The 21,834-nt window shown below is 61.5% G+C and carries 16 protein-coding genes; 5 read left to right on the plus strand and 11 right to left on the minus strand.

The annotated features are described in order from the left end of the window. Positions 1-122: 122 nt before the first annotated feature. Both GGQ90_RS05300 and GGQ90_RS05305 read right to left on the minus strand, forming a co-directional pair. Entirely contained in the window at positions 123-1,070 is a 948-nt protein-coding gene (locus GGQ90_RS05300; protein ID WP_188081176.1) for a hypothetical protein, read from the minus strand. A gap of 175 nt (positions 1,071-1,245) precedes the next feature. Beyond that, positions 1,246-2,307, minus strand: a complete 1,062-nt coding sequence (locus GGQ90_RS05305) for a hypothetical protein (RefSeq protein WP_188081177.1) — start codon at positions 2,305-2,307, stop codon at positions 1,246-1,248. 144 nt (positions 2,308-2,451) lie between these two features. Here GGQ90_RS05305 and argJ point away from each other — a divergent pair, with 144 nt between their 5' ends. From argJ to GGQ90_RS05320, 3 genes are read left to right on the plus strand one after another with little or no spacing between them, the layout of a single operon-like run. Continuing rightward, the gene (argJ, locus tag GGQ90_RS05310) at positions 2,452-3,678 is read left to right on the plus strand and encodes a bifunctional glutamate N-acetyltransferase/amino-acid acetyltransferase ArgJ (protein ID WP_188081178.1); all 1,227 of its coding nucleotides are present in this window, start codon (positions 2,452-2,454) and stop codon (positions 3,676-3,678) included. Positions 3,679-3,690: 12 nt separating this feature from the next. Then, the gene (locus GGQ90_RS05315; RefSeq protein WP_188081179.1) at positions 3,691-4,488 is read left to right on the plus strand and encodes an inositol monophosphatase family protein; all 798 of its coding nucleotides are present in this window, start codon (positions 3,691-3,693) and stop codon (positions 4,486-4,488) included. 17 nt (positions 4,489-4,505) lie between these two features. Then, positions 4,506-5,117 (plus strand): glutathione S-transferase family protein, encoded by a 612-nt coding sequence (locus tag GGQ90_RS05320; protein WP_188081180.1) that lies wholly within the window; start codon positions 4,506-4,508, stop codon positions 5,115-5,117. Between the two features lie 84 nt (positions 5,118-5,201). On the opposite strand, the gene GGQ90_RS05325 is transcribed toward GGQ90_RS05320, so the two are convergent. Next, positions 5,202-10,307 carry a beta strand repeat-containing protein gene (locus tag GGQ90_RS05325; protein WP_188081181.1) on the minus strand — a complete coding sequence of 1,702 codons (5,106 nt, stop codon included), beginning with the start codon at positions 10,305-10,307 and terminating at the stop codon, positions 5,202-5,204. 624 nt (positions 10,308-10,931) lie between these two features. On the opposite strand from GGQ90_RS05325, the gene GGQ90_RS05330 reads away from it, so the two are divergent. Next, positions 10,932-13,088: a TonB-dependent receptor gene (locus tag GGQ90_RS05330; RefSeq protein WP_188081182.1), complete on the plus strand. Its 2,157-nt coding sequence runs from the start codon at positions 10,932-10,934 to the stop codon at positions 13,086-13,088. Between the two features lie 114 nt (positions 13,089-13,202). After that, positions 13,203-14,540, plus strand: a complete 1,338-nt coding sequence (locus GGQ90_RS05335) for an LLM class flavin-dependent oxidoreductase (RefSeq protein WP_188081183.1) — start codon at positions 13,203-13,205, stop codon at positions 14,538-14,540. Positions 14,541-14,606: 66 nt separating this feature from the next. On the opposite strand, the gene GGQ90_RS05340 is transcribed toward GGQ90_RS05335, so the two are convergent. The 8 genes from GGQ90_RS05340 to GGQ90_RS05375 all read right to left on the minus strand — a co-directional run bounded on the left by GGQ90_RS05340 (position 14,607) and on the right by GGQ90_RS05375 (position 21,711). Beyond that, positions 14,607-15,257: a peroxiredoxin-like family protein gene (locus tag GGQ90_RS05340; RefSeq protein ID WP_188081184.1), complete on the minus strand. Its 651-nt coding sequence runs from the start codon at positions 15,255-15,257 to the stop codon at positions 14,607-14,609. 95 nt (positions 15,258-15,352) lie between these two features. After that, a complete protein-coding gene (locus GGQ90_RS05345) occupies positions 15,353-16,144 on the minus strand; it encodes a class II aldolase/adducin family protein (RefSeq protein WP_188081185.1) in 792 nt (263 codons plus the stop codon). 17 nt (positions 16,145-16,161) lie between these two features. Continuing rightward, a complete protein-coding gene (locus tag GGQ90_RS05350; protein WP_188081186.1) occupies positions 16,162-17,115 on the minus strand; it encodes an ABC transporter substrate-binding protein in 954 nt (317 codons plus the stop codon). 3 nt (positions 17,116-17,118) lie between these two features. Continuing rightward, positions 17,119-18,207, minus strand: coding sequence for an LLM class flavin-dependent oxidoreductase (locus tag GGQ90_RS05355; RefSeq protein ID WP_188081187.1), 1,089 nt, complete (start codon positions 18,205-18,207; stop codon positions 17,119-17,121). 21 nt (positions 18,208-18,228) lie between these two features. Then, complete coding sequence (locus tag GGQ90_RS05360) at positions 18,229-19,491, minus strand: rhodanese-like domain-containing protein (protein ID WP_188081188.1); 1,263 nt, start codon at positions 19,489-19,491, stop codon at positions 18,229-18,231. Next, a complete protein-coding gene (locus tag GGQ90_RS05365; RefSeq protein WP_188081189.1) occupies positions 19,488-20,102 on the minus strand; it encodes a cysteine dioxygenase family protein in 615 nt (204 codons plus the stop codon). Before GGQ90_RS05365 ends, GGQ90_RS05360 begins: the two co-directional genes overlap by 4 nt. After that, positions 20,099-20,890, minus strand: a complete 792-nt coding sequence (locus tag GGQ90_RS05370; protein ID WP_188081190.1) for an ABC transporter ATP-binding protein — start codon at positions 20,888-20,890, stop codon at positions 20,099-20,101. The genes GGQ90_RS05365 and GGQ90_RS05370 overlap by 4 nt, the downstream gene beginning before the upstream one ends. Positions 20,891-20,892: 2 nt before the next feature. After that, positions 20,893-21,711, minus strand: coding sequence for an ABC transporter permease (locus tag GGQ90_RS05375; protein WP_246428140.1), 819 nt, complete (start codon positions 21,709-21,711; stop codon positions 20,893-20,895). Positions 21,712-21,834 lie beyond the last annotated feature (123 nt).

Below are 21,834 nucleotides of genomic sequence, written 5' to 3' on the forward strand. Positions count from 1 at the left end.
TATGCGCCGCGATGTAGGACTGGCGCGGACCTTAGTCAATCAAAGGCGATCCAAACGACTGCAAAGTTTGCGGTTGAGGGAATATTCCTCCAACATGATTGTCCCGATTGCCATTTGACCGTTCAACGACGGCCGACGACCGTGCCCTTGAAGACCAGGTCATAGCTTCCGGTGCCGTCTATATGCCTGTAATCAAATACATATCCGAATTCCGCGCCCTGTGGGCCGAAAAATCCGCCACCTAACATCCCGATTTCCGAATTGGGTACCGTGGCCAGTCCTCCAAAGAAACCGGCAGTGTTGACATCGATCCCTGCCGAGAATTGATAAGGACCAACATGCGTGATCGCACCGCTGGTAGATCGCCCCTCAAGTGTAAGCTCGGTTCGAATTATACCCGTCGACAAATCGACACTAAGTGTCGCAACGCCGCTTTCCACCAAATATTGCTGTGCGATGGCGCTCGTCCGACGATCATAAATTATGCCGTCGATCGCAAATTGCGTGAAGCGGACCAACGGCGCCTTCGGTACGTCATCCGTTCGAGTAGGCACCCCCAAAATACAATAAGCGTTTAATCGCGAATCCTGGTGGCCATTGTTGCTAAAAAGAGTGCGAAAATGGATTCTACGTGCATAATCCAAGGACAGCGGGCGTTCTAAGGTAAGATACGCGCGCGTTCGCGCATCTATATCTGTCTCATAGCTTACGAGATTCGCGGTTGCCGATGTTCGACCGGACAGTGGAATGGCAATAGCGCCAAACACATTGGGCAAACTAATCTGATATTCCTTTCGGGTATCCGAGAGGAATATGCCACCATCGCGGCCGAACGTTGCACTGCCTGCTAATGAGGGGGTTCCATCTGCAATCAGGAGTTCGTCGACTGAACATGCGGAAGCATAGCGCTGGTCCCCGACGAGGGCTTCGAACTTGGTATAACTCTGTGTCGGGGTAGGCGTGGGAGTTGGAGTGGGCATCGGTGTCGGCGATGTATCCGTGTCAGCGCCACCGCAGCCAGCAAGTAACAACGCTGCGGCTAAAGCGCCGCCACTCAACCAATAATTCATGCCGCCCCCCCCCAAAAAAAACTTCGAGCAAATCCGCCCCTCCACGCTTCCCCAGAACGCGTGAGGGCCAGCCCTATGCAGGCTTTGCTCTACAGGTACAAGTTGGTTTCAAGGCATCACTGCCACTATGCGCTGCAGCAGTTCGGCGGATGTCGAGAAATCTATGCTTGACTGTTCAGCGACGCAATCTTCGAGCCTGCAATTCGTTCAGAACCTCGATCCAGCGGGCTGCAATCCGCCGCCGCCCATAATGCTCGTCGAGATGGGCACGCGCCTGCGCCAGCCGCTCCTGCTCCGCCTCCCAACCAAAGGCATAGCGCGCCAGCCCGTCCTGCCAGTCGTCAAGGGCGATGAACGGCCGCAACTCCTCATAGGAGCCGATCGAATCCGCAATCACGCCAAGGCCGGCCATGATCGCCGTCGCCGGGCGATTGATTGACTTGCCTGCAGTATAATCGTTTCGCGCCACCGGAATGATTGCTGCACGATGGAGTTTGAGTGCGGCCGGGAAGCTGACCAGCGACCAGGGCATGTAGAAACTGGGGATGTCCCATTTCGCTGACGCTGCGCGATAGGCCGATGGCTGGTTGTTGATGATGGTCAGGGTGACGGGATGCCGCTGCGCAAATTGCCGTAGCTGCGCTAACGCTTCGTCGAGCAAACCAACGCCCGAGACGCCGGCCATATTGTTGCCGAACCACACAACATGAAGCGCGTCGGGGTGCGCCGCCAAAAAAGCGCCTAGACGCCGCAGTTGAAACCGTTCGCCCAGACTCAGCCGCAGGCTGGAAAGGGTAGAAATATCCTCCAGCATATCAGGGACGACACGCACCCGGCCGGCGATTTCTGGCGTCGAAGCGGTGAGGAGGTCACCCATTGCTTCAGTAGGCACGGTGACGATGTCGGCCTGCGCCAGCAACTGGCTGGTTCGGGCGCCATGGTGGGCTGATCCCTTGACCCGATTATTGGCGAAGCGATTGTCGCATATGTCGAAGATCAAACCGCAACCTGCGGCCTGCGCCGCGCGCATCGCTATCTTTGCCCCGCGTCCGAACGCCTTGGAAATGATGACCGCATCATATCCTTTCGGCCCGATAAGCTTGGGATAGCGCCGCACCCAAACGCCCGCTTCGCGCAGCGCCGCCATCGGTTCCAGCACGCGCAGGCGGATGCTTGCCTTCTTTCGCGAATAGCGTTTGGCGTAGAAGGCAAAACGGCCCTCGCCCGAAGATGTCATGACCAGATTCGACCCTAAATTTTTCCTATCATGCCCATGACGGCACGCCGCCTGCAAGTCCGCCCGTCCCGGGCGCCATGCGGCCGGCGATCTTTGCCTAGGGATCGGATTGACGGAGCAGAAGATTTCCCCCATCCCGCCGCCATGACCGACCGCTCCCCCCTTGCGCCCGCTGCCTTCCCCGCCCTGCCCGCCATTGCCGGCGTGACGCTGCGTGTGGCCAGGGCTCGATACAAGAATTGGGATCGGTGCGACCTTACCTATGTCGAACTGGACGCCGGCACATCGGTTGCGGGCGTGACGACGCAGAGCAAATGCCCCTCGCCCGAGGTCGAATGGTGCCGCGACGCCATCCCGATGGGGCAAGCCCGCGCCGTCGTGGTCAATGCGGGCAACGCCAATGCCTTTACCGGCCATCGCGGTCGCGCGGCCGTGGAGGCGATCGCCGCCAAGGTCGCCAATCACCTGTCCTGCCAGCCGTCCGACATCTTCGTCTCCTCGACCGGTGTGATCGGCGTGCCGTTGCCGATCGACAAGGCCGAGGCAGGCCTGGATGCAGCCTTCGTCGCCCCGCCCTGCGGCTGGGAGGATGCGGCAAACACGATCGGCACCACCGACACCTATGCCAAGGGCGCCCATGTCTCAGCGATGATCGGCGACACCCGCGTCGATCTGGTCGGCATCATCAAGGGGTCGGGCATGATCGCGCCCGACATGGCGACGATGCTCGGCTATATCTTCACCGACGCCGCGATCGATCCGGCGCTGCTGCAGCAGATGCTGTCGGCCGCCAACAAGCGGACCTTCTCCTGTATCACGGTCGACAGCGACACCTCGACCAGCGACACGGTCCTGGCCTTTGCCACCGGCAAGGCCGGTAATGCACCATTGGCGTCGATGGACGATGCCGGCGCCGACGCCTTCGCAGCCGCCTTGGCGGACCTGTGCCGTCAACTTGCCCATCTGGTCGTGCGCGACGGCGAAGGCGCCAGCAAGTTCATCGAAATCACGGTCGAGGCCGCCGAAAGCGACGCCAGCGCCCATCGCATTGCCCTCTCCATCGCCAATTCGCCGCTGGTGAAGACCGCGATCGCCGGCGAGGATGCCAATTGGGGCCGCGTCGTCATGGCTGTCGGCAAGGCCGGCGAGCCGGCCGAGCGGGACAAACTCGCCATCCGCTTCGGCTCTACCCAGGTGGCCGCCGGTGGGCTGGCGCTTGACGGCTATGACGAGGCACCGGTCGCGGCCCATCTCAAGGGACAGGATATCGTCATTGGCGTCGATATCGGCCTGGGCGAAGGCCGCGCAACGGTGTGGACCTGTGACCTGACCCACGGCTATATCTCGATCAACGCGGACTATCGCAGCTAAGGGGACCGGCGCATGATGGTGGAACTGCATGATCCCGTCGTCGCGCTGATGCGACAGGTCGGGCGCGACATCGTCATGCCCCGCTACCAGAATCTTTCGGCGGAAGAGATTAGCGAGAAGGCGGCGAACGACTTCGTCACCATCGCCGACAAGGAAAGCGAGATTCGGCTGGCCGAAGGGCTGACCTCGATCCTGCCCGAAGCCGGGATCATCGGCGAAGAGGCCTGCGCTGCCGACCCGTCGATCCTTGACCGCGCCAGCGACGGCCTCAACTGGATCATCGACCCGATCGACGGCACCGGCAATTTCGCCTCGGGCAAGCCGCCCTTCGGCATCATGATCGCGCTGGCCGACAATGGCGCTACTTTGGCCGGTTGGATCCTCGATCCGCTGACCGGGCGATTGTGCCACGCGACTTTGGGCGGCGGCAGCCATGTCGATGGCGAACGGATCATGGCGAAGGAAAGCACCGGCGATCTGCCGATTGCGGCTATCTCCACCATCTTCATGGAGTCCGAGGAGCGGGCCGAGATGGCGCGCAAGTCGCAGGCCATTTTCACGATGGTGGACATTCCCCGCTGCGCCGCCGAGCAATATCCACGGCTAGTGCTGGGGCAGAATGACGTGTCAATCTTCGCGCGCGTGCTACCCTGGGATCATGCGGCCGGCACATTGTTCGTCAATGAGGCGGGTGGCTGCTGCCGCCGGCTCGACGGCAGTGCCTATCGGGTCGGTGAACAGCGTCGAGGCCTGATGGGCGCATCTTCGCCGCGCCTCTGGGAACTGGCGGCCAAGACCTATTACGCCTGACCGAAGGAACACCGACAATGCTGACGATCTGGGGCCGCCTCAATTCGCATAATGTGAAGAAGGTGGCCTGGTTCGCGCAGGAAATCGGCCTGACCTTCGTCCGCCATGATGTCGGCATGGAACATGGCATGTCCGACGCCTATCTGGCGATGAACCCCAATCGGCTGATCCCTACGATCGAGGATGGCGATGTCGTGCTGTGGGAGTCCAACGCGATCCTGCGCTATCTCGCCCATCGCTATGCGCCGGAGGAGATGTATCCTGCCGACCCGGCCCTGCGCGCGCAGGGCGACAAATGGATGGACTGGCAATTCAGCTTTGCCGACGACCAGCGCGATGCCTTCATTCAGCTTGTGCGACGCCAAAGTGGACAGCGAAATTTACAGGTCATCGAGACATCCGCGCGGGCGTCCGGCGCGGCGATGGCGATCCTCGACCGGGCGCTGGCCAGTCAAAAATGGCTTTCGGGTGTCAATTTCGGTGTCGCGGATGTGCCGATGGGCGTCTACGCTCACACCTATTTCACGCTCGACATGGCGCGGCCGGACCTGCCCAATCTGCGCGCATGGTATGACCGGCTGCGCGCGAAACCAGCTTATGCCGAACAGGTGATGATCCCGCTGACATAGTGCGATCCAACGAAAGGCCGCGGTCAAAGGCAGCGCGCAGGGCCTCGGACAATTTCCCCTTCCCTGCGCGCCCTTGCCCGTCTGTCAGACGATGACGAACTCGGAAGCTGCCAATGCAAGTCCGGTAGACAGAGTCGCGAACTGGACTGCGGTCCCCGCACCACTGCCGTCAGCATCGAAAAGCAGCGCGCCAGTCACATCATTGTAGATGATCCGATCATCGGCATCATGGGCGGCCGTGCCGATGAAGAAGGCATTCGCCGACAAGGCGCCAACGGCAAGTCCGGCAAAGGCGGTATCGTTCAACTGGATCGAATCATTAGCCACCGAATAATCGGTTACGACGTCGATATTGCTACCGCTCAGGCTATTCATGAAGGCGAAGATATCGATTCCCGAACCGCCGCTAAGCGTGTCGGTTCCCGCCCCACCATCAAGCAGATCATTGCCGCTTCCTCCGTTCAGCGTATCGTTGCCACCACCGCCACTCAGCGTGTCGTTGCCACTGCTACCATTGAGGATGTCGTTGCCTCCCAACCCAGACAACTTGTTTGCACCACTATTGCCATTGATGGTCTGTGCCCAATCATTGCCAGTGCCACTAATGCCCGACGTCCCGGTCAAGGTCAGCGTTTCGACATATAGTCCAGCGAGATTGTAGGACACCGACGTGAAAACCATATCGTTCGTTCCGCCACTAGACAGATTTTCCAGCACGACGTCTCCGCTATTGTCGACATAATAGGTGTCGCTGCCCAATCCGCCGGCCATCGTGTCTGCGCCGGTACCACCGTTGATGATGTCGTTGCCATCTGCGCCGGCGATCTTGTTGGCCAGACTGTTCCCGATCAGGGTCTGTCCACCTGCCAAGATGCCGAGCAGGTTTTCGACATTGGCGCCGAGCGTATAACTGCCAAGGCCAGTGCGCACTTCATCCGTGCCTGCCGATGCGGCTTCGGTCACCACATCGCTGACATTGTCGACATAGTAGATGTCGTTGCCCAGGCCGCCTGCCAATGTATCTGCACCGCTGCCTCCGTCCAATATGTCGGCACCGCCGCCGCCCGTGATGCTGTTGGTCAAACTGTTACCAGTCAATGCCTGCCCAGTGGCAAGGGTGCCGACCAAATTCTCAACCTCCACAGTAAGAGCATAGCTGACTAGTGTGGTGCGCACCGTATCTGCGCCGGACGCTGCAGCTTCAACCACCAGATCACCGGCATGGTCGACATAATAAAGGTCATCGCCGCTGCCGCCGTCCAGCGTATCCGCGCCGCTACCACCATCCAGAATGTCGTTACCTGCATTGCCCTTCAATATATTGGCCGCCGAATCACCCGTCAGTTGATCGCCGAAAGCCGAGCCCGTGATATTTTCGATGCCGGTGAGCGTGTCATTACCGGCTCCACCGGTGGCTTGGGCACCGGTGACAGCCAAGCTTAGGGTAATCGCTCCTGCCGCCGCGGCATAAGAGGCTGTATCGAGGCCAGCACCGCCATTCAGCAGGTCGTCGCCAATGCCGCCATCCAGAATGTCCGCACCATCATTGCCGTTCAATATGTCGTTTCCGTCCAGTCCCGTCAGCAGGTTCGCTCCACTATTGCCATTGAGTGTTTGCGCGAGGTCATTGCCGGTCGCGTTAATCGCGCTCGCACCCGTCAGCGTCAATGTTTCGACATATCGGCCCGAGAGCGAGTAGGATGTTGAAGAGAAAATCCGATCATCCGTACCACCCGATGATGTTTCGACAACATTGTCGCCGCCACTATTGACATAATATATGTCATTGCCGCTACCGCCGCTCATCGTATCGGAACCACTGCCACCATCGATTATATCGTTTCCACTCGATCCCTTGATTGTGTTGGAAAGACTATTGCCGATAAGCGTCTGACCGCTGCTTGACGTCCCGGTCAATTTCTCGACATTAGCAGTCAGGGCGTAGCTGGCCAGCGTCGTACGCACTTCGTCCGTGCCAGCCGACGCTGCCTCGACCACCATGTCACTGCTGTTGTTGACATAATAGATGTCGCTGCCGGCACCGCCCGCCATGACATCGGCATTTCCACCGCCATCGATGACGTCGTTACCAGCGCCGCCAGTGATAGTATTTGCAAGGCTGTTGCCGGTGAGCGTTTGGCCAGAAGTCAGGGTGCCAACCAGATTTTCGACATTGGCGCTCAATGTATAACTCGCCAGGCCTGTGCGTACTTCGTCGGCACCCGCCGATGCGATTTCGGTTACCACGTCCCCAACATCGTTCACATAATAAATATCATTGCCGGCACCGCCAGCCATGATGTCCGCGCCGGCTCCCCCGTCAATGAGATCCGCTCCACCTGCGCCGGTAACGCTATTGGCGAGATCATTACCGGTCAGCGTCTGGCCAGCGGCGAGAGTGCCGAACAGATTTTCGATATTACTGCCTAGCATGTAGCTGGCTAGATTGGTGCGGACCTCGTCGATGCCGGCCGATGCCGCTTCTGTTACGACATCCCCTGCATTGTCGACGTAGTAGACATCGTCGCCGGAACCACCCGACATATTGTCCGCGCCGCCTCCGCCGTCGAGCACATCATTGCCGCCTCCGCCGGCCAGCACATCCGCTGCCGCCGAACCGGCGATCCGATTGGCAAGGTCATTCCCGGTGAGCGTTTGAGCCGACGCACTGGTACCGGTCAGATTTTCGAGATTGCTGCCAAGCACGTAGCTAGCGAGGCTGGTACGCACCTCATCGATGCCCGCGGCGCTTCCTTCGCTCACCACATCGCCCACATTGTCGACATAATAGAGGTCGTTGCCTGCGCCACCGGCCAGGCTGTCGGCGCCGGTGCCGCCATTCAGGCTGTCTGCGCCGCTCCCCCCGGTAATGGTATTTGCCAGCGAATTCCCAACCAAACTTTGGCCGGTTGAGGCCGTCCCCCTGAGCTTTTCGACATTATTGCCCAATGTGTAGCTCGCGAGCGCCGTGCGGATTTCGTCAACGCCGGCGCTGGACGATTCCGTGACGACATCACCGACATTATCGACGATATAGATGTCGTTACCGCCGCCGCCGGCCATTGTGTCTGCCCCGCCGCCGCCATCGATCATGTTGGCCGCGCTATCGCCGCTCAACATGTCATTGAGCGCCGACCCCGTCAGATTTTCGAACCCTTCGACATGGTCGAGGCCATTACCGAAATCATAATAGCCGCCTTGGTTTGCTGCGAGCGATATGGTGATCGCGTTGAGCGATGAGGCAAAGCTAAGCGTATCGCTGCCTGCCCCACCATAAAGGAGATCATCACCTGCTCCGCCATCGATAATGTCGTTCCCGTCGCCACCGCTCATCATGTCGGAAAGGCCGCCACCGGTCAGACTGTCATTGCCTGAACCGGTCGTGATCGATATCCGTTCAACGTTGGTCAGCGAGGAGCCCTGACCGCTAAACGTTGACGTGCTACCCGCCGTCGCGTTCAACGTGAAGCCGATGTTGGCAACGCTGGGCGAGAAATCGCCAGTAAACAGGTCGATACCTGCGCCGCCGTTGAAGGCTACGACGGCATTGTCATAGGCATAGAAACTGTCGTCGCCACTGCCGAACTTGGCAGTCACCTGTTCTATATCGTTTCCGCTGACCGAATAGGCCGTGCCATAATCATAGGCCGACATCGAAAAGCCGGAGGAAGCACCATAGGCATAGCCATATTGTTGGCCAACACTGCTCAACCAGTCGATCGTCAGTGCGTCCGTACCCGCCCCAGCGTAGAAATTGCCCTGTGTCTTCACCAGCAGGCTATCATTGCCGCTACCGCTGGTAACTGTAAAATTTTCTATGCCAGTGACGCTCGTGCCATTCGAAAAGGTGAAGACGCCCGCTGCCTCTGAGATGGTCAAGGCGGCAGTCATCGTGCCGTAAGTGCCGGTCCAGGTATCGATGCCGGCCCCGCCATTCACGGTATCGACACCGGACGACGTAATGCTGTCATTACCTGCGCCACCGTTAACCGTGTTGGTACCCGCACCAGCATTGAAGCTGTCATCAAGAGCGCCGCCGGTCAGGCTGTCATTGCCTGAGCCGGTCGTGATCGAGATCCGTTCGACGTTGGTAAGCGAGGAGCCCTGGCCGCTAAAGGTTGATGTGCTACCCGCCGTCGCGTTCAACGTGAAGCTGATGTTGGCAACGCTGGGCGAGAAATCGCCAGTAAACAGGTCGACACCTGCGCCGCCATTGAAGGCTACGACGGCATTGTCATAGGCATAGAAACTGTCGTCGCCACTGCCGAACTTGGCAGTCACCTGTTCTATATCGTTTCCGCTGACCGAATAGGCCGTGCCATAATCATAGGCCGACATCGAAAAGCCGGAGGAGGCGCCATAGGCATAACCATATTGTTGACCAACACTGCTCGACCAGTCGATCGTCAGCGCGTCGGCACCCGCACCGGCATAGAAATTGCCCTGCGTCTTCACCAGCAGGCTATCATTGCCGCTACCACTGGTAACCGTAAAATTCTCTACACCAGTGACGCTCGTGCCATTCGAGAAGGTGAAGACGCCGACAGCTTCTGTGATGGTCAAGGCGGCGGTCATGGCGCCGTAATTGCCGGTCCAATTATCAATGCCAGCCCCACCATCGATGATATCGATACCGGACGATATAATGTTGTCGTTACCAGCTCTGCCGTTCACCGTGTTGGTGCCCGCGCCCGCATTGAAGCTGTCGTCTAGGGCGCCACCCGTCAGGCTGTCATTACCCGCGCCTGTCGTGATCGAGACGCGCTCGACATTGGTGAGCGAGGAGCCCTGACCGGTGAAGGTCGAGCTACTGCCCGCCGTCGCATTCAACGTGAAACTAATGTTGGCAATACTGGACGAAAAATCGCCGTTAAACAGGTCGACGCCCGTACCGCCATTGAAGATCACGATAGCGTTGTCGTACGCGTAAAAATTATCATCCCCACCGCCAAATTTGATCGTCAATTTCTCCACATTCGTACCGCTTACTGAATAACCGGTTGAATAATCATAGAAAGAACTTGAGTAACTATAGGCGGAGCCATAGGCATAGCCATATTGCGGCCCCGATGACCCGGACCAATCCAGCGTCAGGGCGTCATTTCCTCCGCCCCCATCAATATAGGATGTGCCATCTGATAAGCTTATGATGTAGCTATTATTTTCAGAGCCGCCATAGTAATCAGTCATGTCCCACCTCCCTTTAAATCAAGAGAGGCCAAATTTTCCCGATAGGAAATGATTCGGCCCGGCGCGACCCTGGCAATAGATCCGTGATTAATATCGAAGGCATTGGCCATCAAGACTTTGGGCAGCCCCCCCCTATTAAGAAGTTTCATAATATTTTGATAATGCAATGAAATATATTATATTTTTTCAAATAGTCCCGCCTTCAGAATTCTTGCGTAGCTCCTGGTCGATAGCGAAAGGCGTGATACACAAGGTGCCGACAGAACATGGGCGCGCATTTCTGGCGGCAGTTGCTGATCCAACTGTTCCCTTGCTATTCTCGAGCAGAAGACCTGGAATATGCATAAACGTCAAATTCATCGTCAATTTTTCAGGATTTTCGATACGAAAAATGACTCCAACGGACTTGCGAGCGCACGTGCTCCCACCAGCCGAAGCGCTACCGTTTAAACCTATGCTACCCGTTCAATGATCGTCTCGCCACTTGCGCGATTGACCGGTGCTACATCTATGAGTTTCAGGCCGATCGCATTGGTCGAACTCGTTTGTTCAATTTGTCTACCTCTTTAGTTGGCAATATACCGCTGGGGCCAGGCCCCGGCGGACCAGGACAAGCGGGGACTCATGAAAAACAAATTGCTGACGAGCGCCGGCATTGCCGCGATCGCACTGACCGTTGCGAATGCCGATGCCCAGACCGTCCAGCCGGCGGACAGCGCCGAGGCGATCGATGCAGCAGGGGGCGGCGGCATCATCGTCACGGCCGAACGGCGCGCGACCGACCTGCAGAAGACCGCGATCGCGATTTCCGCCTTCACGCCCGAGACGCTGGAGCAGCGCAACATCACCAATGTCCGCGACCTGGCCGGCCAGGTGCCCAACCTCTTCGTGGCGCGGACGTCGATCAGCCATACCACCCAGACCTTCTCGCTGCGCGGCGTGGGCGAATCCGACCCCATCCAGGAGCCGGTGCTCGCCATCTATGTCGATGATGTCTACATCCCGCGCCAGATCGCCTCGATGAGCGAGTTCGTCGATCTGGAACGGATCGAGCTGCTGCGCGGACCACAGGGGACGCTCTATGGCCGCAACTCTTCGGCCGGTGCGCTGCGCATCATCACCCGCGCGCCCGACGAGACCACCCATGTCACCGCCGAACTGGGCTATGGCAGCTATAATGACGTACAGGGCCGGGCGCTGGTCAGCGGCAAGATCGCGAACGACCTGTCAGGCAGCATCGCCTGGATTCACCGCAGCCGCGACGGTGTCACCTATGACCCGACGCTGGGCCATGACGTCAACCGGATCGACCTCGACGCCTGGCGCAGCAAGCTGCGCTATACCGGCATCGCCAATCTCGACGCGCTGCTGACCGTCAACATCCTGCGCGATCGCAGCGATACGCGGTCCTATATTCCGGTCAACCAGCCCGGCAGCTTCAGTCGTCGCCGATCCTATTCGGAGGTCGAACCGGACCAGCATCTCAATTCGCGCAGCGCGTCATTGCGGCTGGTCTATGATCTGTCGCCCAGCCTCTCGATCAAGTCGATCAGCGCCTATACCGGCTTCAACCTCAACCCCGTCAATTACGAGAATGACGGCGAGGCCGCACTGATCCAGAAGAACTTGATCCATTATAATGACCGGGCCTTCAGCCAGGAGGTGCAGCTGAACGGCGACTTTGGCGACATCAGCTTCACCAGCGGCCTCTTCTACCTGCACGAACGTTTCTTCGTGGAGCGTGACGGCTTCAGCCGCACTGGCACCGCCGCGACCGCTCCCATCAACCGGCTGCGCGCCCACAACATCACCTATACCGACGCCTATGCCGTGTTCGGCGAGGGCACGTGGAAGGCGAACGACATATTCAGCCTGACCGCCGGCCTGCGCGGCACGATCGAGAAGAAGCGCTTCGTCTTCGACAACAAAGTGATCGATGATGATCGCAATGTCGTGGCCCAGTCGATCGCCGGCGAGGCGGACAAGACCTGGAAGGCGTTGACGCCGAAAGTGTCAGTACAGGCGCAATGGACGCCCAACCTTCTCAACTATCTGACCTATTCGCGTGGGTTCAAATCGGGCGGGTTCGACAATCGCGCGACCCGGCTTGATCTGGCAACCCTGCCCTTCGATCCGGAAAAGGTGTCGACCTATGAAGGGGGCCTCAAGGCCACCCTGTTCGGCAGCGCGCTGCGCAGCAATCTCGCCATCTTCTACAATGATTACAAAGATCTCCAGGTCTCCTTCTACGACCCTGCCTATGTCGGCTCGCGCCGGGGCAATGCCGGCAAGGCGCATAGCTGGGGCGTGGAGCTGGAAAATGACCTGCGCCTGTCGGAGCGCCTCTCGCTCCAGGCATCGGCCGGCTATCTCAAGGCGATATATGACGACTATAAGGGCGCGGGCGGCAATGGCGTGGATGCCGACGGCAATCCACTGCTGAACGCACCCAAATGGTCCCTCTCGGGCGGTGCCAATTATGCGCTGCCGCTGGGCGCGTCCGGCAGCATATTGCGCCTGTCGGCCAATGCCCAATATCAGAGCAGCTTCTATCAGAACGCCCTCGCCCGGCCGCAGGACGAGGTGCCGGGCCAAACCTTCGTCAACGGCTCGATCACCTGGATATTGCCGGACGACCGTTTCCAGTTCGCCATCCAGGGCAAGAATATCCTGGGCGCGAACAAGCCGGTCAGTTCGGCCTACATCCCCTCGACCGGGGTCTATTATAAAAACTACGCCGATCCCGCGACGGTGCTGCTGAGCGCCCGCTTTTCCTACTGACGCCCGCCCTATTGGCCCATTTCATATGCGCTTGATGAGACCGCATTGGTCGCGCTGGGCATACCGGCATAGATGGAATGGGCTCACCCTCCCCTCCAGCAGAAGGACAAGGCCATGGCCCGTTCTCCGCATATCAAGCTCGGCTTCATCCTGCATGGCGTCGGCCGCACCTGGCATGACTGGCGCCATCCCGACCGCGACGTCAATGCCAGCACCAGCCTCGCCCGATATCAGGAGCAAGCGACGACTGCCGAGCGCGGCAAGTTCGATTTCCTGTTCGTCGCCGACAGCCTGTCGATCACCGACCGATCCAGCCCCCATTATCTCAACCGGTTCGAGCCGATCACCATCCTGTCGGCCCTGGCTGCGACCACCAGCCGGATCGGCCTGGTCGGCACGCTGACGGTCAGTTACTCCGAGCCCTTCAATGTCGCGCGGCAATTCGCCTCGCTCGATCATCTCAGCGGCGGGCGCGCCGGCTGGAACGTCGTCACTTCCTGGCTGGGCGATACCGCTGCCAATTTCAGCAAGGCCGAACATCCTGCCCATGCCGTGCGCTATCGCATCGCCGCCGAATATCTCGATGTGGTCCAGGGCCTGTGGGACAGCTGGGAAGACGGCGCCCATGTCGCTGACAAGGCGAGCGGCCAGTTCGTCGATCCCGACCGGCTGCATGCGCTCGACCACAAGGGCGAGTTCTTCCAGGTGCGCGGCCCGCTCAACATCAAGCGCACGCCGCAGGGCCAGCCGGTAATCTTCCAGGCCGGCGCGTCGGACGATGGCCGCAACTTCGCCGCGCGCCGGGCCGAGGTCATCTTCACCCATGCCGAGACGATCGAGGCGGGTCAGGCCTATTATGCCGATGTGAAGGCGCGGGCGAAGGGCTTTGGTCGCGATGCCGACCAGCTGTTCATCCTGCCGGGCATCGCCCCGATCGTGGGCAACAGCGATGAGGACGCTGAAGCGCGTTACCGCGAACTGGCGGCATTGGAATCGATCGATACTGGCCTCGGCTTCCTGTCGCGCACCTTCAACGACCATGATTTCCGCCAATATGATCTGGACGCGCCCTTCCCCGATGTCGCGCATCTGGGCCTCAACAGCCAGCAGAGCGGGACGTTACGCATCCTGGCCGAAGTCGAGGCGGAGTGCCTGACCCTGCGCCAGGTGGCCGAACGGCTGGCGACGCCGCGCGGCGCCTTCGTGGGTTCGGCCGAAACGGTCGCCGACCAGTTGCAGCGCTGGTTCGAGAGCGGTGCCGCCGACGGCTTCGTCCTGTTCGAACCCTTGCCGGGGCAACTGGCGCAGTTCGTCGAGAAGGTAATCCCCATCCTGCAGCAGCGCGGCCTGTTCCGCACCGATTATGAAGGGACGACCTTCCGCGAGCATCTGGGACTAACTGTGCCGGACAATCGCTACAGCACGGCACGGAACGCCAAGTCGGCCGCCTGATCCAACCGAACACACGCAAAAGCGCCCGGCAAATCAATTGCCGGGCGCTTTTTTTTCGTCGGACCGTCAGCGCAGCCAGGCGAGAATATCGCCCGCCTCCGGCCGATCGAGCCAATCGGGACTGACCTGCAACCGCTGCACCACCCGGCCCGCCCCCAGCAGAAGCACGGCGGGCTGCGGCAATTCCCAGCTGCCCGTGCCGGTCACTTCGCCGATCCAGCCAGCGGGCGGCGGCGACGGCCGGTCATCGGGGACGAAGCTGATGCCGAGCAAGCGGGCAAGCTGATTGTCGCGATCGGTCGCGACGGTGAAGGGCAGATCGTGGCGGTGCTTGATATCTACCAGACGATCGGGCTGCTGTGGGCTGAGCGCGACCAGCGGAACGCCGCGCGCGCGCAGCACCGGCCAGAGCGTTTCGGCATAATAGGGCAAGGCAATATTACAGGCCGGGCAACCCGCGAAGCGGAAGAAGATGAGCAAGGCCGGTCCCTGCGCTGTCAGCGCGTCGAGCTTCAGTTCACCCCTCTCGACATCATCGAACGCCAGGTCGGGCAGGACATCGCCGGGTTGCGCCACTGTCGCTGCATCGAAGCGCGCCACCAGCTGCTGCCGCTGCGCCGCGTTACGTGCCAGTTGGGCGGGTGGCCAGTCCCGTTCCCGTTCCGCCTGAAGCGCGGCATAGCGCGCCCTCAAATTGTCGCCGACGATCGTCGCCATCTGCCTGTCTCCTTTGCTGGAGATAGGAAAATGGCGCCGCGTGTGACGCGACGCCAATGAGACTTGGCGGAAAGCCGCCGATTAATGCTTATAGATCAGGCGTCATAGCCCGGCGCCTGGCGCGATGCCTTGCGCAATGCCGCTTCCCAGACCAGGTCATAATGAGTGCGCCGCCCTTCGACCGGCTGGCGCTCGCGTGACATCTGGCGCTTCACTTCCTCCTGCGCCTCCTGCGGCGCGATCAGTACATGGTCGCGCCCGATGCTGAGTGAACGGACCTGCGCGGTGCAGGCGGATTCGAGCTGATAGATGCCGCTCCACGCTTCCCCCGGAGAGGCACCCAGCGCCAGCGTGCCATGGTTGCGCAGCAGCATGACCTTGGTATCGCCCAGGTCCGCCACCAGCCGCTCGCGCTCGTCCAGGTTCAGCGCCACGCCCTCATAATCATGATAGGACAGGCGCGGAATCAGCGCCAGGGCACGCTGGTTCAAGGGCAGCAGGCCTTCGGCATGGGCAGACACCGCCATGCCGTCGGCGCTGTGGAAATGGGCGATATAATGGGCGTCGTCGCGCGCGCCGTGGATCGCCGAATGGATCACATAGCCGGCATAGTTGATGCCATAGTCGCTCTCCCCGATGACATTGCCGTCAAGGTCGACCTTGACCAGGCTCGACGCCGTGATCTCGTCGAACATCAGGCCGAATGGGTTGATCAGGAAATGATGGTCCGGCCCCGGCACGCGGGCGGAGATATGGGTGTAGATGAAATCGTCCCAGCCATAGAGCGCCGAGAGCCGGTAGAAGGCGGCGAGATCGACCCGCACCTTCCATTCGGCTTCGCTGATGCCGGTGCGGGAAAAACGATCATCCTTGAGGATGGTGGCCATGAGAAAAGCTCCTTGCGTCAGGATCCGAAACTGGTGTCGAAGGCCTGCGCCACGTCCCGCCTGGGATCGATCAGGCCGGCACGACGATAACGCTCGACGATCGCCTGTTCATGGGCGATCACCTTGGCATCGACGGGCTGCGAAATGCGGTTGCTGCGCTCGAAACTGGCGCGGGCGATGTCCAGCGGCAGGCCGGTTTCCCTGGCCAGCACGGCGGCAAACTCGTCGGGATGGGCGCGTGCCCAAGCCACCGCCTTCGCCTCGCGCTGAAGGAAGTCGGCGAGCAGCGCGCGCTTGGGCGCGATCGAGGCATCATGGGCGATGTCGATATAGAGCGGCAGGCCATAATCCTTGGCATCGGCAACCGCCCGTGCCCCTTCCTTGACCGCAACATTGGTGTAGGGGGTCCAGGTCGACCAGGCGTCGATCGATCCGCTGTCGAATGCAGCCTTCGCGTCGCCCGGCGGCAGGAAGGTGACGTTGACCTTGTCGGCTGGAATATGCGCCCGCTCCAGCGCCTGGAGCAGCAGATGATGGCCGATCGATCCGCGCGTGGTGGCCACGGTCTTGCCGACCAGATCCTGTGCTGATCGGATCGGCGATCCGTTCTTCACGAGGATCGCCAGCGCCTCGGACGCCTGATTGGCCGGCGCCTGCACCGCGATCGCTTTGACCGGACTGCCGCTCTGATAGGCGAAGATGAAGGGCGCGTCGGCGGCAAGGCCCAGATCGGCCGCGCCGCCGCCGACCGCTTCCAGCAGCGGCTGGGCGGCGGGAAATTCCGACCATTCCACCCGATAGGGCGCGCCATCGAGCGCGCCAGAGGCGAGCATCATCGCCTTCACCTGCCCCTTCTGATTGGCGACGCGCAGTATCTTGTCATCACTGCGTTTAAAGGTCGCGGCGGCAAGGCCTAGCCCGGCCACCGCGACGAGGGCCGCCGACAGGATGGCGACTTTTTTCTTCGACATGGATCAGCCCGCGAGCGCGACGTCGACCTTCTCCCGCTCGGCCACCTTGCGGCGGACGACCGGCAGCAGTTCGCGGCCATAGAGGATGGAATCGCCCAGCGGATCGAAGCCGCGGATCAGGAAATGATCGATGCCGATATCATAATAATCGAGCATCGCATCGGCCACCTGCTCGGGCGTACCGACAAGGCCGGTAGAATTGCCGGCCGCGCCGGTGAGCGCGGCTACGCCGGTCCACAGGCGTTTGTCCTGCCGATTGGCCTTGGCCGCCTCCAGCAGGCGCAGCGATCCGACATTGGGCGGGCGATGGCCGGTCAGGGGCAGGCCCGCAGCGACGCGGTTTTCGCGCACCTGCTCCTCGATCTCGGCCGCGCGCTTCCAGGCCGCTTCCTCGGTATCGGCGATCACCGGGCGCAGCGACAGCGAGAAGCCGGGATTGCGGCCATGGCGGGCGGCGGCACGACGCACCTGGCGCACCGTGTCCTGCACCGCTTCAAGCGTTTCGCCCCAGAGCGCATAGACATCGGCATGGCGCCCGGCGACCTCGATCGCCTCGGCCGAAGACCCGCCGAAGAAAACCGGCAGATTGTCCGGCTTGATCGCGCTGAAGGCTTGGCGAATGTCGTAAAAGTCGCCCTGATGGTCGAACGGCTGGGCCGCCGTCCATTCCTGGCGCAGGATGGTCAGATATTCGTCCGTGCGCTGATAGCGCTGGGCCTTGACCGTGCCGGTATCGCCGTCACGCGCCATTTCCTCGTCCGCGCCGCCGGTGATGATGTGGACCGCGACTCGCCCGCCCGACAGCTGGTCGAGCGTCGCGAGCTGGCGCGCGGCCACGGTCGGTTGGGTGAAACCGGGGCGATGGGCGACGAGGAAGCCGAGCTTGCTGGTCAAAGCAGCGGCATGGGCCGCGACGATCTGGCTTTCCGGACTGTTGGAGCCAAAGGGGATGAGGACGCGGTCGAAGCCGCCCGCCTCCTGCGCCCTGGCCGCCGCCTCGACATAGTCCTTGTCGAGCACGCGGCTGCGCACCGCCGCCTGGGTTTCCGAACCGTTATTGAAGCCGATATAGCCGATGAACTTGACGCTCATGGGATCATTCCTTCCCGAAGATCAGATGACGTAGAAGCCGTGGGTGCCGTCCTTTTCGAGCTGGGCGACAAGGCCGTATTCCCAGTCGAGATAGGCCTGCATCTTCTCGGCCTTGTTGTCGGTGCCCTCATAGGGGCGCTTGTAGCGGCCCTCGGGTCCGCGCGGACTCGGCGCGCCGTCGCTGCCACGTTCCAGCACCACCGCCGACCAGTCGACCGACAGAACATAGACTTCCCAGCCAAGCTGGGCGAGCCAGGAGGCGCTCATGTCGGCGCGCGGGCCAAGATCGTCGGTAACGACAATACGGGCGCCGCGCACCGGGGCGTTATGATCGGTCTCCTGCACCAGCTGGCCACCCTGCGCATTGCGGAAGCCAGGCAGGTGCCCTGCCTCATATTCGCGCGGCTGACGGACATCGTAGAGATAGAGGGTGCGGGCGGTATCGGCCTTCAGATGTTCCAGATCGTCCCAGCCGATCCACTTGACCCCGGCGCGATAGGCAACGTCGCGGGCATGGGCGCGGGCCGCCTCGATCGCCTTGCCATCGACCTCCGGCGCGGCGCGTATCTGGCCGGTCTCCAGCCCCTGCCCGGCCAGCGTCCAGCCGATCGTGCCGTTGCGCAACGCATAGACCTTGTTGGGCAGGCCCGCATTGACCAGCGACTGGGTGCCGATGATCGACCGGGTGCGACCGGCGCAGTTGACGATGATCGTGGTGTCGGGATCGGGCGCGATGGTGCCGGCCCGCAGCACCAGTTCGGCGCCGGGAACACTGGTCCCGGTCGGGATGCTCATCGTGTGATATTCGTCGTAGCGGCGGGCGTCGAGGATCGCGATATCGGCCTTTTCGTCGATCAGCGCCTGCACATCTTCCGCCGCCAGGCTGGGGGTATGACGGCGATGCTCGACCAGTTCGCCAAACGCCTTGGAATAGCTGTTCACGTCCTCGAACAATTCATAGCCGGCATCACGCCAGCCCTGCAGCCCGCCCTCCAGTTCGCGAACGTCGGTATAGCCGAGGCCCTGCAACCGCACGGCGGCGCGGCGCGCCAGCCCCTCGCCCGCATCATAAACGATGATCGGCGTGTCGAGCCGAGGGATGCGCCAGCGCGCTTCCTCATCGATGCGGCGCAGCGGAATCTGGGCGGCGAAGAGCGGATGGCCCTGCGCAAACTCATGTTCCTCGCGCACGTCGATCAGGGCGATCTCGTCGCGGGCGATCAGCGCGGTGCGGATATCGGCCGGGGTGGCGACCTGGGTACGGTCCAGTATGTCGGTGGTCATGCGTTTCTCGATCTGTCCCAGAGGTTGGGGATGACGCGATTGGCGTATCCGGAGATGAAGCTTTTGGGCGTGCCGTCGGCGGCGAAGGTCGCGCGCTCGACCGCGCCGATATTGGCGCCATAGACATGGATGCTGACCGACGGTGCATCAGCCCGGCCGTTGGAGACACGGTGGATGTCGCCGATCCGGGGCGAGACGGCATCGACCTCGCCCTCGCGCAATATGTCAGTGCCCTGCGCGACCAGCCCGCCGCCGGGCAGGCGATGGAACCGCTCGACCTGCTCGCTGCCGCGCAGCACGCCAACCAAGCCCCAGACGCCATGGTCATGGATCGGGGTCGACTGGCCCGGTCCCCAAACAAAGCTGACGATGCTGAACCGCTCGCGGCTATCGCAATGGAGCAGATATTGCTGGTAGCGATCGGGATCCGGTCGGGCATATTCGGGCGGAAGCCAGTCGTCGCGCGCGACCAGCCGGGCAAGCAAAGTGCGGCCGCTTTCCAGCAGCGCCTGTTCGTCTCGGGTACAGGCGATCAGGTCGGCCAATGCCGTGACGAAGCCGCGCAGCCGGCTGGTATCGACCGGCCGGTCGATGGCGGTGACGGCGTTCATTCCGCCGCTTCCGCCTGGCGCGCGAAGGGCAAGACGCCCTCGCCATGATGGTCGCCGCCCAGGTGGGACAGAAGCTGTTCGCGCAGCCGCCCGGCAAGGCCAGCCCGTTCGCCGCGCGCGGCGTGAATGCGCTCCTCCGCGACGATCCGTCCCTTGTCGAGCACCAGCACCCGGTCGGCCAGCGCGATCGCTTCCTCGACATCATGAGTGACGATCAGCACGGCCGGCTTGTGCGTCCGCCAGAGCGAGAGGACGAGGTCGTGCATGCGATAGCGGGTGAGTGCGTCGAGCGCGGCAAAGGGCTCGTCGAGCAGCAGCAATTGGGGTTCGCGCACCAGCGCGCGAGCCAATGCAGCGCGCTGCGCCTCGCCACCCGACAGGGTCAGCGGCCACGCGTCGAGCCGATGGCCAAGGCCGACTTCCTTCAGCGCGGATTCGGCGCGGCCCCGAATGTCGCCGCCCTTGAGGCCGAGAGCGACATTCTTCCAGACCGGTTTCCACGGCAGCAGGCGGGCGTCCTGAAACACGACGGCACGGCTGTCGGGTACTTCGACATCCTGTGCCCCGGCATCGTCCAGCCCGGCGAGGGTGCGCAGCAAGGTGGTCTTGCCCGATCCCGACCGGCCCAGCAGGGCGATGAACTCACCGGGTGCGATTTCCAGGTTCAGACCGTCGATGATGCGGTTGGCGCCAAAGCTGCGAACGAAATCATGCAGGCGGACGACCGGTTCGGGGTGCGACGGACTTGCCGCGCTGTCGATGGTGGAAAATCCCAGGCGCGCGTCCATGATTAATTCTCCACTATGCTGGGGCGCCAGACGAGGGCGCGGGTTTCGAGGGATCGGACCAGCCAGTCGGCACCAAGGCCGAGAATGGCGTAGACCATGAGGCAGACGACGATGATGTCGGTGCGCATGAAGTCGCGGGCGTTGTTGATGAGATAGCCGAGCCCGGCCGAGGCGTTGATCTGTTCCGCCACCACCAGCACCAGGATGGAGATGGACAAGGCGTAGCGCAGCCCGACCAGCAGCGAGGGCAAGGCGGCGGGCAGCACGACATGCCACACCTGTTCCCAGCGGCTGAGGCCGAAGCTCTTGGCGGCATCGAGCAGGCGCGGATCGACGCCGCGAATGCCGGCGTAAAGGTTGAGATAGACCGGGAAGATGGTGCCAAACGCGATCAGCGCGATTTTGGGTGTTTCGCCAATGCCGAACCAGACGATGAAGAGCGGCGTCAGCGCCAGCGCGGGAATGGTCCGCTTGATCTGCATCAGCGGATCGATCGCCAGTTCCGCGCCGCGCGACAGGCCGGCCGCGAGGCCCAGCCCCAGCCCGAGGCTAACGCCGATCAACAGGCCGACGGCGACGCGGGCGAAGGAGACGAGCAGGTTGGAGGGAAGCTCGCCACTCAACACCATCCCGATCAGCGTCCCGATGACGGCGGAGGGCGCGGCCAGCGTCCGTTCCGGGATGAGACCGGTGCGCGAGCCCAGTTCCCACAGCAAAAGTAACAGCAAAGGTGACAGCCACCGGCCGCCGAAGCGGGCGAGGGAAAAGCGGCGTCTGGCGCGCGGCGGCGCCGTTTCGCTTCCTATTACCAATGCGGTCATGTCCATCCGTCATGCTGGTGAAGAAGGCTTCATCCAACATCAATTCTCTACTCATTCAATTGAGTTTTATTGCGCCGCCTTATGAGGGAAAATTATAGATGGTCATTCGCCCCCAATTCCGGG

The organism is Sphingobium scionense (assembly GCF_014197035.1).
GTDB lineage: Bacteria > Pseudomonadota > Alphaproteobacteria > Sphingomonadales > Sphingomonadaceae > Sphingobium > Sphingobium scionense.